A 12,316-nucleotide genomic window follows, 5' to 3' on the forward strand; every position below is an offset into this window, starting at 1 on the left:
CCTCCGTTTGTTCCCGTCTATCTTTCTCTATCCACAACGAGCTCCAGAACATGCTCTCCTGAGTACACCAGCGCATGGAGCGGAATCTGAATATCTCCACCTTCATCCCTGATAATGCCTGTGCCCTCCGCGGAAACCCACAAATCCGTCACGTACAGCACACCCTCGATCTGGTTTAACACCTCGTAGAGATCGCTTTTATAAACAGGCCGACCAAATTTCCATCCTTTTCCTTGATGAGTCGAAGAATCTTGGACATTCAATGGCGTCAAATACTGCTTCAGTGCCTGTAGCACGATCTGCTTTTTGTCTGCAAACGCAGGCTCTACCACGATTGTCGCGAAAACGGTCACTTTGATATAGGCTGGGGCAGCCACATGGACTTCTGTCGTTAGTAGCCTTCGCTGTTCCAATTGGTGGCGAACGGTCCGCAGGAAGCCTTCACTTGGCAGTGGTGTCGACTGGTCGCTGAACGGGACGATGACGACAGTCATTTGAGCGGCTGCGTTTTGCTCGGAAGCCCCCATTTCCCCTACTTTATACAGAGGGATTGCCTTCGCGCGGGCCACACGCAATCCGGGTGTCGAGAGCGCGATGGCCTCATAATCTTCTGCTGTAACGGCCCGCTGCGGTTTTTTCCATTCCATTCTCATCCTGCGTTTGGCTTGATCGATCGTTTCGCGCTCACTTCCCCTACTGGCTGGACGGGGATTTGTCACCTGCGCGGTGGTTCGTTGCCGGGCGAGCGGTAGGAAACGGGTAATTTGGCTACCCTGTACATTCCCCTTCGCACTTTGACCTGTCTGACAAGAGATGATCCGAATGCCCGCCATGCCTTCCAGCCTTTCAGGAATAGCTCCGTGTTCATTGTTGCCAAACGCAATTTCTGCCCCGTCCGAATCATTCAGCATAAAATGGCGGTCCTGTGGTCCCGATCGGTCAAAATCAGTGACCAGCGACCAATCTTCCCAGACGCGAAACGGACTGCCTTCGACCTGACGCGCCACCTGAATGATAAACGTTTCTGGCAAGATCGATTGGACATTCAGCCGAAACACTTGATGTGGCAATCCACTGCTTTCTCCAATGAAACGCTGCCCTGCAAAGTCACTCCGATAGGCGATGACCCGAATATTTCTGCTGCCTTCAGGCATTGCACTTCCAAACCGGATCATCGTTGTGCCCTGTTCTGGGTCGCGCGAGACGCGATACGAAAATGCACCTGTATCGGCTTGGTCTGGTTTATCTAGATCCCATCCACTTTGCCAATAACGCCCCTTTTTGCATTGAACCTCTACTGTGCCTTCATATGATAGCGAGCTTGCAAGGACGATCGTCTGATCCACTTGATCGGTCCCGTCAAACTCCCATACCTGACTGAGGGTTTCGCGTTGGATGACGCTCACGGTATTCAGCTCGATTTTTTCCATGCGAGGAGCCAATTCGAATCGACCTGTACGCAATGTCGCACAGAGCCAAAATCGAGGCCGATCATTGGCGGGGTAAAGCATGAGCGGCTTCATTGCCCCTTCAAGCTCGATCAGGACTCGTCCCGAAAAGGAGAGATTCATCGTTTCATCCGAGACTCGTGGCAACGGACTCCATCCCATTTCTTGCGTGCGGTCGTTCTGGCCATAGTACTCCCATTCGAGACTGGCCGATGGAACGAAAAGCGATGTTGGTGTAAGCGGGACAATTGGAACAGGATAGTCCTCAAACAGGCGCAATCCGATGGAGACTGCCTTCCCCACTGGCAGCGGTCGATCAAAGCCTAAGTAAATCTTGTTCCCTATCTTTGGTTCCTGGCCAAATGCGAAGTAGGAAACACCGTTATGCGCATTGGATGAACTCACATCCGCCGTTCCGCTTTCTGTATGAACCAGAACACGCTCCAGGCTGGCCGGTACCAGAACAAGCGAATGTTCCGTCTCGAAAGGAAGATTCCCCGCGAACAATCTCGTCTTCTCCGGAAGGATCGCTTCTTCTGACACGTCGAAAAACGTTACATCCGTCGTCGCACATGACTGGTTCTTTGGGTGTACACCCATGAGCTGTAAAAATTTGCGTTCGTTCTTTTCCGTTATCCGGTTGAGATAATATTGCTGCATTTCCGTTAACCACGCGAACATCTCCAAAAGCGTAATGCCCGGATCGTGATGACGGTGATCACCCCACTCTGGCTGCAGCTTGGGGATCGCGTTTTTTGCTTGTTCTACGATCTCTTCAAAGTGGCGATCATCCAGATTTTTGGATGGAAGCATAGCGCACACTTCCTTTTTCAATGTTTGGGTGGGAAGAAAGCCTAGCTTTTGTGAACGCGGACGCTGATTCGATGCGCACCCTCCGTGACGATCCCATGTACGATCGTTTCGTATTCAGTAGCGAGTAGTTCCTTTCGTTGCCCATTTTCCGTTCGAAATACAGCCAAGGTCAGATGATCCACAAAGCGGACGCCCTTTACGGATTTCAACAAGGCAAACAAGAGCGACGGGTGCACACGTTGTCCTATTTCCCACCCCCCACCGTGCAGATTTCCCGATATCGGGTCAAGGAAGCGCGCGAGCTTGCCGAGTGTCTCCAGCTCCACCTCTACAATTTCCTCCAAAGACCCCACTGCCAGCTCTGCCGTCACCGCAATTTCCAAGTAGACAGGCTCCCTAACATGAATCCGCTCGGGGGAGGCTACCGTCGCCGCCGCATGTGTAAGCAAGTAGTTCGTGACAGAACGCCGAAGCTCCAAAAATTGTGTGCCGAAGCATCCCGCTGCGGGCAATACGATCACAGTGACATGCCCTGCTTCTCTTTGCAGGCGGCTGTTCCGATTCGGCAAACACTTCACTTTGGGTATCTCCGGATGCGCTTCACGGACGAGCCATTCGAAATCTTCAGCCGTCACCGCTCGATAGCGATGTTTAATGGTTTGAGGACCGCGCTGCAAGGCTGCCTTGAGCATTTCCTGATCACTTCCCCCAACCGCAGGCACCGGATTGCTGACGGCTTGGACAAACGGAATCGATTGTTCCAGTTGATTCAACTGCCCAGCAGGAAGATTCCCTGCTGTTCCCCCTCCGACCTTATACGTCACTCTCACGGAACCGAGTCCGGTTTGAGGTAGATCCCTACCGTGTCGGCCATCGCCAAACAAAATTTTTCCGGTAGCGCTCTCCAAGCAGTAATGGCGATCATCTGGGCCAGAATCGTGCAGATGCTCTACTCGCTTCCACAGAACCCAACATTTTTGCTCGTTCCCTTCAGAATCATAGAGCAGTTCCACCCGATTTTCTGGATGTTCCAGCCAGCTCTTTCGTTCACTCGGCAAAAAGGAGCCTGTTTCATCTACCCATACCTCTTCGCCCATGACGGGATGTCGGATGAGTCTGTACTCGGCTTGTGGCCCCTCTGCTATCCGCTCTGCCATTTCATTGCGAATCGTCTCCTGTTGAATGGCTCGTATCGTATTCGGATAAAAGCCGCTTAGCACGGGATGTCGTGCATCCAAAGTGCCTCCTCCAAGCCGATTGTCTACGTTGACAGCGCGAATCCAATAACGCTCCCGCTCAAACATTTTGCTTTTTTCCATATCAAAAGGACCAGCGAAACGGACGGTACCACTTTCCGTAAAACCAGCGGTCTGATCAATCGTCTGCAGCTTTGCCCAAGTCGTTGTTCCTGTTTCTTTGCGCTTGTATTCCCATTGCACAACCAGAGCAGCCCCTGGGGATTCTTCCATCGGTAAAAAAGAAAAGTAGAAAGAGAGCGGTCCTTGTAATGGCGGCTGCTCAAAGCCAAAGTAGACGGCGGGATGTAGGCATTCGGACGGCAAAAACGGCTGGAAGCTAGCCTGATGATTGCCTGTACCCACGGGTTGCTGCCAATCCAAGTCGTTCTGCGTGAGAATCGCTTCCGGCTCATGCAGCGACTCTCGGTACGAGTAGGTCAGGCGCATGTCTTCCAGCCAAGGGGCCATGTATACAGGATTCGTGCCATATAAGCCTTCCACCTGAAGAATTCTCACACGAATCCAATACCCGGGCTGGGATTGCACGGTCGTCGGCTGCAAATCATCTGGACACGTAAAGGCAACCACAATCTCCTCATTCGACTCGGTGCCAGCAAACAGCTTCTCCCGATCCTCTCCTGACAGGAGCACCATCCATCCGCTGCCATTCCAGTATTCCCATACCACCTTGCTGACCGTGACGGGTGTCGTCGCAGGAGGGTCAAAGGAAGATTCCTTCATGATCCATTTCCATTTCGGTTCTGGTTGTGACAGATGTGTAGCGGGATAAGCCACCGTCTTCATCCGAAAACGAAGGGCAACCGTACTTCCCGGCTTCGTCAGCGCCTCTTCACAGGACAAAAAAAACATGCCATACGGTGCAAGCTGCTCGCCAAACGCAAGGCAGCCACTCCCAGATACCTGTACATCATTGGAGAATAGCATGTCGGGTGCAAGGCCCTCCGGATCATCTGTTGGCAAATAATCCGTCTTCATCTGGATTTGGGTCAGAGAGGTGCTCCCGCCATTTTTCATCCATTCATGAATCATGCCTGGCTTCACTCGACAACGGAGCCAACGATTTTCGATTCCTTGCACTTCACTCGATTCCCATTTTTTCCGCTGCTTTTTTTCCAAGCGCAGCCGATTTTGATCAGCCTCGATCTTGTCGAACAAAACCCATTCGCCCTCTGACAGATACGTCCACTCGACTAGCTCCGGATTCGCCAGCTTCTCTGTCAGCAAGGATTCCAGGTATCGTTCCTGATTGGAAACCATCGTGAGCTGGATCGAAGCATGATCCCCTAAACAAAACAAGTCCTCATGCCCCAAATACCAGCAATGCTCTTGGTGATTTGGCAAAGCCTTGCAGTCCAAAAGAGAGAGCGGCGCATTTGTTCCAAGCCAACTCGTTACATCAGTTAAAAAGTCTCGACTGCCATTGGAAAACAACAGATCTGTCGGGAGAGAGGGGGTAGCCAGCATAGGTTGATCTGTTTCGAAAACCACTTCATCGCCAAGGGCAGACTTACCCGAAACTTTTGTGCCAGCCGGAATCCACACTGGCTTTTGCACACCTGTACTTAATTCAAATGTCAAAAAGGTTTCTGCCGGTCGTGCCTGAGCCATTCCGACCCCGAGCATATTGAGAAAAGCGATAAAATTTCGCTCGGGCACTTGATTCAAACGCTCACGATTATTCATCAGCATGTCTGCGAAAAGGAGAAATAAAGCCGTACCCGCATCAGGATCTTCTGGAGTGAATCGCCACTCCGGGGTGTAGAACGGCACCATTTCGCGCATTTTTCGGATGACTGCCTGCATGTCCTGCGGATCGACCAAAGGTGGTTTCACGTTACCCACCTCCCTTCCTTTTTCCTTCACACGATTGTGACTCTTGCGCTATCCTCGTGGACCGAGACGATGGACAGGATGCAACAGCTGATAGCCTTTGTTTGTCGCACGTACGGTATAGCTAATCGTAACGTTCACCGTTTCGGAATGAGTCTTGTCGACCTTGGCCTCCACTTGCACATCTCGTACACGCGGTTCCCAGATCATGATCGCTTCTGCGATGTCCGACTGGAGCAAAGCCAGGCTCGTTCCGTCCGTGCCATCAAACATGAAGCCTTGCAATCCGCTCCCGAATTTCGGTCGCATCACACGCTCTCCCTTTGCTGTGGAAAGAATGATGCGAATCGCTTCTGCGATGTCATCCTCGTAGTCGGACAAACGAATACGGCCAGTAGCCTGATCCACCTGAATAGGGAACTTCCATCCTTTTTCACCGAATGGCTGCTGCATGGAATCCCCCCATGAATTAATTCAATTTGATCACCGAACCGTTGACGGCAACAATTCCGTCAGATTTGATGTTCAGGGACGCTCCTGCTTTAATCGACATAGCCCCCTGCGCCTCCAGATTCAACTGTGTGGACTTGATTGTCAGCGATGTGTCTGACTGAATAGTCACTTGTCCTTTTGCATTCAACGTGATTGTACTTGAGCCGCTCTTCACCGTAACTTCGCCCGTGCTGCCACCTTTGATGGCGATTTGGTGGTTTCCACTGCTCTCCGTAAGCACAATACTCTCATCCTTGTCCGACAGCGCCACCTGTTGTCCTTTTTTCGTGGCAATCGTGATCTTCCCGTCATTCGGATCATCACCAAAAATCACTTCGTGGCCTGCACGGGTCGTGATTTTTCGGATGTTGTTTTTCTCTGCCATTTCCGGGCCTTTATTTTCCTGATTCCAGAGCATCCCGATCACAAACGGCTCCCGTACATCTCCCCAGTGAAACGCGACCAGCACCTCGTCGCCTACCTCCGGAATAAACAGGCTGCCGCGATCTTTTCCTGCAAAGAGCGTGGCAATTCGCACCCAGTCCGTCTCCCGCTCGTTGTCAACCAGAGGCAGCTTCAGCTTCACACGCGAGAGCTTTTCCGGGTCTTCGTTGTTGGTTACAATGCCGACAATGACACCGTGGATTTTTGCCCGTTCTTCTTCTGTTATTTCATCCTGGTAGAACCAATGATCAAAGCTCATATCGTATTTCCCTTCACATGAAACGTAGTGACATAGCCAGATGCCACATCGATGGTGTGTGTGACAGATGTGATGTAATAAGGCTGACTCAGCTTTTTCCCCATGCCCTCTAGCATGATATAGCGGCCAGCACGAATTTCTGGCAGACCGACTGCCTCACAGTTGCCGTCAAGAAGGTTCATGGCGAGTTGATTCAAGCGTGCTTTGGCAACCGCTTTTATCTCCTCAGGTGAGTCCAGCTTTTTCGTAGACTCGTATTTATCAAAATAATCACCGATTGCTTTCAGCAGATCAGCGCTTGTCTTCGAATTGGTCCCGAGCTTCCCGATATCTGTGCTTGTTGCTTTTGCTTCCTGGAGCACCGTTGATTTGTCCTTGTCTACCCATCGCACCGTATAGGAGGAAGCTTGGGAAGCAATGTTGACATCAACGGAAAAGCTGCGCAAGGAAACTCCCCAGATCAAGGTAAGAACCGGCGTCATGTTGCTCAGTGGCTTACGGAAATACAAGTTCTTCCCGACGATAAAAAAATCGTAGTTGCAAATTTTTGCGAGACGATTTAAAAATTGAAAGTCAGTCTCGGAGACCGTCTTTGTAATGGTCTCGATTGTCTGAACCGTATCATCCACATGCGTCGACAAGCCGTATTTTTGTCCCAGCTCTTTCACGACATCGCTGTATTTCTTTTTATTCCAGGAGGTAGACTTGTTATCGACCATAAGCAGGAACGATTTGTCCATCCCTTTTACCGTAATGGTAGGCGTCTCCTCACATGCAAACGAAACGGCTGTAATATGCCCGTAAAAGAGACTGGACAGCTCGGTTCCGTAGCCCATCTGGATCTCGATTTCGTTACCAGGAACCAAATAGTCATCTACCCAGCGAAATTCCCACGCTGCCGTATCAAAAGCATTGGTTACCGAAAACGAGAACGTATCTGCTTTGCCTTCCAAGCTGGAGTTGATCGTCGCTTTGGTAATGGCGACACCTATCTGGCTGATCAGTTTTTTCCCTCCAACGAGTATTTCCAAGGCTGGGGAATGAAAGTTGTTGTATGTTTGGCGCAGGTCATCGAAGGAATGGCGGTCTGTCGTCAATTTCAATTCGCTCATGCCTTCGTCACCTCACAAGTGGCACATGCAGGGTAGTAGCTGGTTTTAGCAGTCTGGGATTGTCGATCTGATTGGCGTTCGCAATGTTACGCCATTTCGACGCATCATTGTACGAGCGATACGCCATCAAGTGCAGCTGGTCTCCTTGGTTAACCGTTTGTTGTGCGACCTTTTCTCTTGCAGCCCCGATATCGTCCGCGGACTTTTTCACGCTCGTGCCTTTAAACGTGACGCCTAACGTGGCTCGTACCGGTGTCCCTTGATCGAGAAACATCGTAAACCGCTGCGAAACCTTCTCGACAACACCTGTGAATTGAAAGCTGTCCCAGACGAATTTGCATAGGGGCGGCGTACTGATTTTCTTTTCTACGGCCATCAGTCCCAGTACCTGATTCGTGAATGCACGCACATCCACTCCAGCCTCGTATGTATCAAAAAACAAGTCGACAGATAATGTCTCGATATCACCGCTCGTGAACATCCCGACTGGTACCGATTGCCCCAATATCTTTTGCCAAGAGTAGTTATTGGAGGCATCTACCTTGTATTCCGAAGGATTAAAGAGAACGGAGATACTCTCCTTGAAGTCACCTTGCCCGTTGCGATCCACTAAAATTTTGGCCTTTTTCTCCTGACCCATCATTGGCTTTTGCCTCTCTTTACCGAAGAAATAGTCATCTGTGAATGCGGCGGTTCCTGCTTATAGACCTCGTCGCTGCCGCTCTTGAGTGAGGCGCTTGTCCAGCTCCTTCATCATTTTATCCATCAATCGATCCACCTCTTGTGGGGATAACGATGCCTGATTGCCAGCCCTCTCTTGCACGTGTAGATCGACTTGTCGTTGGAGTGGAAGTGTTGTCGTCTGCTGCACTGCGGTTTCTTGAGGCTGCATGCTTTTTCGCAGATACTCCATAGACGGCGGCGACTGAACGGTAGCACCAAGGCTTCCGTGGCTGTCTGCTGTGCGTAACCCTCGTCGATGAATATGGGTTGCGTTTTCGGACAGGGAGCGCTGCTCCGGTTCTCCTGGCGCTCTTTGAGCTTGTTGCAATCGTTGCAGGAGTGGAGGCAGCATTGTCATTGATGTTGAGCCTAGGTTGAATAGCCTTGGTTTTTGCAGAGGGGTGAGACGAGCGTCTCGAATCTCGACCTCCTGTGCCCCATCACTAGTTAGCCGTTTGATCGTCTGCGTCTTCTGGTTGACTGTCAGAATCTGCTCATAGTTGCTTTGTTGAGAACGGCTACGGCGACTGAACTGTCCGGAATGCAATCTGTCCAAGACAAAATCAATGGATTTTTCTCTCGCGAATGGAACGGAGCTGATTGGATGGTGGCGATAAAATGGCTCCAAGCTGTTGACTCGATCTTGTTGTTGTACTGGCTCTATTGCACGTCTTCTTCCACTCTCATGTATGATACTGTCGGGCATCCCCACGTTTTGACCATGCACAAGGCTATGGAATGGTCCCCATTGTTTCTGAACAACCATTTGTGCATCGTGACGATTTAGAACAGTCGAGAGTGAGTGATGGTTCTGGACATATGTTTCCGTCCGGAAATCAGTTAGGATAGCCTTTCTCATTTGCTCCATGACTTGAAGATAGGGGCGAGCACGTAGGGCAACGGAGTTTGTCCTCAAGCTGGCTGTCTGCTGCAAGAAGTGAGAGCGACGGCTTTCACGGGATTGACGGCTTTCTCGTAATGGATTGCTTTCGCCCTTGCGAGACCTTGACTGATCATTCGATTGCTTTTCACTTCTCAGGAGAGCTTTCCTACTTGTGCTTGTTGAGCCTACCTTTGCAAACTCGCTCATCGCTGCCAGCTTCGCGCTTTTTTGCAAGAGGATCGTGAGTCCTAATTCCGCACTCCATCCAGCAGCTAGCTGTCGCAATGAGTCCCTGTCAGAGACGTCCTCTCTGATAGAAAACGGCTTCGCAGACGTACTGTGCAATTGCTGATGATCTGGTCCTCTAAGTCCAATCCACTCTGTGGCACGAAGCGTTGCAAAACCAAAGCGGTTCAACCTGAGGAAAACGGCCTCCCGATCATGACGATGAGTATGCACGAATGCTCGACTTGTACTCCGTTCATTTTTTAGGAAGATGGAGTGCCCTATTGGTCTATGCTCGCGCTCGTGCACTTTCGAGATCGTCGTTTTTCGTTCCGGTAGGCCGAACTTTTCTTGATTCTTGGAGAAAGAGAAAGCGCGATCTGCCTGCTTGTCCCTCCCACCCTGAAACGACAGTAGCTGACGTACCGTTTCGTATGACAGCTGATAAATGTGCTTATTTCGCAGAAAATGAATAGTTGATTGGAAAAATGATTGGGAGATGCCTTCAATCAACCATCTACTAAGCGTACTTGTCGCAGGATGCAGAAATTGATTCTCCAGCTCATACGGAAGATTCCTTGGCGTATGAGTTCTAGTAACAAGGAGTTCCCTTGCTCTGAGCTGTTTTTCCGCCATCTGTTGAAGATGCACCCACGCCATCACGGACTTCCCGTTCTTCTCGTGATGAGTAGAACTTACGATACGATTTTGTAACGTCTGCCAGCGTTGGCGATTCATATGGAAGACCGGCACGAAGCGATTCCATACAAACCGTGCAGTACTAGCTATTCCAGCTGGCTCACGCTCGATTTTGTTAAGAGTTTCAAGATATTCCTTGAGCAAAGGCTGATTGGACAATCCTCGTTTTGCAAAGAAAACAGGAGAATTGGCGGGCTGCAAGCTCTGTCTCCAATAAGCAGCGATCGACTTCCTGACAACTGACTGCGAGAGAAGCGGAACTGTTTGGGAGCTATCTGTGACACGTGTGATATGCAATGGGAACGGTAGCCCCTGCATGGGGTGTAAAACGTGTAACGACAAACCCGTGCACCACTCATGCTGTAGCATGTCAAGCTGCTGATACGAAGCACGTGACACAGCTGGGATCATGCTCGTTCTGCCAAAATGAGTTTGCTCATAGCTTGATCTCGAGCGAATGGACTGCTCCCTAACAATCTCGTTCAACCTAGCTTCCTGTAATATCAGTTGTTGAAGCAACGCGTATGTCCGCTGATTCCTTGTTACGATGGATTCGAAAGGAAGCAGTTGCAACGGGTGAAATGTAATGCTACTCGGCTGCTCCTGCTCTACCCGAGATGCAAGCACGGTTGTTTGTCGCTCTCGACTTATGACAAGCTGACGCAACCAATGCGATAAGGCACTCGGCTGTTGTTCCCGCCCTCTTTCTATCTGCTTCAAGCCCTGTCGAGAACCATGTACGACATGCACAGAATTGATTTCTGCCTTTTGAATCTGTTGAGCCAAAAGAAACAGCTGTTTGGTCCGACCAGCATCCGCTCGATGAAGCATGCTTGGCAATACGGACGAGAACATCATCGAAAGCTCATTGCTATGAAGTATCTTCGGTTCCATTGGGCTAGAAGATACTTGAGGCAGTGTTTCTAGCATCCACTCGCTTTTTGCTTGCAGATATTGACGGCTTCTTGCGAAAACAATTGGCTGTAAAACACGTAGACGTGGATGCGTGGTCATCGTCCTAGGCAGCCATGTTGCTCGACTTTGCTGCCAGTACAGATTCAGGTTTTCCCACAAGCGCCCCCACAGCTCAGTCTGCTGGGAAGCTACAGACCAACGTGTACTTTCACTTTCATGAACGAATAGCCTTGCGATATCTCTACTGTCATTTCCAGCTCTCTCTGTCCTCACCGAGCGATCCCAAAAAGAACTCGCAGCCCGTCCTTCTGCTCTTTTTAGCAAAACAGGAAAAGACCAAATCCCACCCGTTGGCTCCATCACTCTGCGGATCAACTGCAAAAAGCAGCGCACTCCAGACTGTTCGAATCGGCCTGCTTCAGAACGCGTAGCTCTGACACGTGAAATCGAAATCGCATCTACTCTTGTCGCTGATTCGAGCCGTATCCGCTCACGTGCATTTTGCATGCTCCTATGTCCACCAGGATCACCCATTCGTGCCGTGTGTACCAAAAATTCTGGCAAAACATAGGGAGTCTCAGGCGTCTGGAATCTTTCACGTACAGTTTCCTTGCTGTCTGAAATAATTGTTTTCAAAAGAGGCGAAGCAAAATCGACCGTGTTTATCTGCTCTATGAACCGTCCCAACGGCAGCGATTTTTCAAGTGAGCTTGCTCGCTGAACGGAAGACTGAACAAAACTGGACGAGCGATCTCTATCTCTTCCATTTGAGACAACGGTGATCCGAGGCAGGTAAACCTTCTCGATTACTTTGGATGACTCCCACTTCCGAAAAAGCTCATGTATCAAAGTAGCTGGTTGTACTTTTCGTCCTGATCCCGATGCTTGCGTTATCACCACGCGCTCTTTTGGCCATGGGAAACCAGCCTGTCCGTTTGGTAACATTTCTCGATTCAATCCGAGGTAGGAGTCCACTTGTACTTGCATGCGCACTTGAATGAAGGTTTGATGAAAGTGGTTTTCCTGCCCTCCGATACTCGGCGAAAAATCACGATGGATCAAAGCGAGGTGGCCGGGATCGCGACCTTCCTCGTGCCGATACTTCTGCATGATGCTTTGTGCAAAGCCTTGGCTGGACGCCCTTGGCAGCAGTGTTGGACGACGCGAAGGTGGTAGCGCCTTGATCGTTATCATCGTTTCTTTTGCTCCTTGCA

The 12,316-nt window shown here is 50.4% G+C and carries 7 protein-coding genes; all 7 read right to left on the minus strand.

Annotation, left to right across the window (positions count from 1 at the left end; genetic code table 11):
- Window positions 1-17: 17 nt before the first annotated feature.
- The 7 genes from PMI05_RS11260 to PMI05_RS11290 are packed head-to-tail and all read right to left on the minus strand — an operon-like array spanning window position 18 to window position 12,296.
- On the minus strand, window positions 18-2,261 hold the full coding sequence (locus PMI05_RS11260) for a putative baseplate assembly protein (protein WP_007721312.1): 2,244 nt from the start codon (window positions 2,259-2,261) through the stop codon (window positions 18-20).
- 41 nt (window positions 2,262-2,302) lie between these two features.
- Window positions 2,303-5,353, minus strand: a complete 3,051-nt coding sequence (locus PMI05_RS11265) for a putative baseplate assembly protein (protein WP_007721313.1) — start codon at window positions 5,351-5,353, stop codon at window positions 2,303-2,305.
- 48 nt (window positions 5,354-5,401) lie between these two features.
- Window positions 5,402-5,803, minus strand: coding sequence for a GPW/gp25 family protein (locus PMI05_RS11270; RefSeq protein WP_007721314.1), 402 nt, complete (start codon window positions 5,801-5,803; stop codon window positions 5,402-5,404).
- A 16-nt stretch (window positions 5,804-5,819) separates the two neighbouring features.
- Entirely contained in the window at window positions 5,820-6,545 is a 726-nt protein-coding gene (locus PMI05_RS11275) for a phage baseplate assembly protein V (RefSeq protein WP_007721327.1), read from the minus strand.
- Window positions 6,542-7,657, minus strand: coding sequence for a phage late control D family protein (locus PMI05_RS11280; RefSeq protein WP_007721330.1), 1,116 nt, complete (start codon window positions 7,655-7,657; stop codon window positions 6,542-6,544). The genes PMI05_RS11275 and PMI05_RS11280 overlap by 4 nt, the downstream gene beginning before the upstream one ends.
- A gap of 7 nt (window positions 7,658-7,664) precedes the next feature.
- On the minus strand, window positions 7,665-8,300 hold the full coding sequence (locus PMI05_RS11285) for a hypothetical protein (protein ID WP_007721332.1): 636 nt from the start codon (window positions 8,298-8,300) through the stop codon (window positions 7,665-7,667).
- A 57-nt stretch (window positions 8,301-8,357) separates the two neighbouring features.
- Window positions 8,358-12,296 (minus strand): hypothetical protein, encoded by a 3,939-nt coding sequence (locus tag PMI05_RS11290; protein WP_007721334.1) that lies wholly within the window; start codon window positions 12,294-12,296, stop codon window positions 8,358-8,360.
- Window positions 12,297-12,316: the final 20 nt, after the last annotated feature.

Source organism: Brevibacillus sp. BC25 (assembly GCF_000282075.1).
Lineage (GTDB): Bacteria > Bacillota > Bacilli > Brevibacillales > Brevibacillaceae > Brevibacillus.

What these genes read in the sequence shown, in the direction of transcription:
- PMI05_RS11280 (WP_007721330.1), bottom strand. Translation starts at nt 7,657, where the DNA reads ATGAGCGAATTGAAATTGACGACAGACCGCCATTCCTTCGATGACCTG.
- PMI05_RS11285 (WP_007721332.1), bottom strand. Translation starts at nt 8,300, where the DNA reads ATGATGGGTCAGGAGAAAAAGGCCAAAATTTTAGTGGATCGCAACGGG.
- PMI05_RS11260 (WP_007721312.1), bottom strand. Translation starts at nt 2,261, where the DNA reads ATGCTTCCATCCAAAAATCTGGATGATCGCCACTTTGAAGAGATCGTA.
- PMI05_RS11270 (WP_007721314.1), bottom strand. Translation starts at nt 5,803, where the DNA reads ATGCAGCAGCCATTCGGTGAAAAAGGATGGAAGTTCCCTATTCAGGTG.
- PMI05_RS11275 (WP_007721327.1), bottom strand. Translation starts at nt 6,545, where the DNA reads ATGAGCTTTGATCATTGGTTCTACCAGGATGAAATAACAGAAGAAGAA.
- PMI05_RS11290 (WP_007721334.1), bottom strand. Translation starts at nt 12,296, where the DNA reads ATGATAACGATCAAGGCGCTACCACCTTCGCGTCGTCCAACACTGCTG.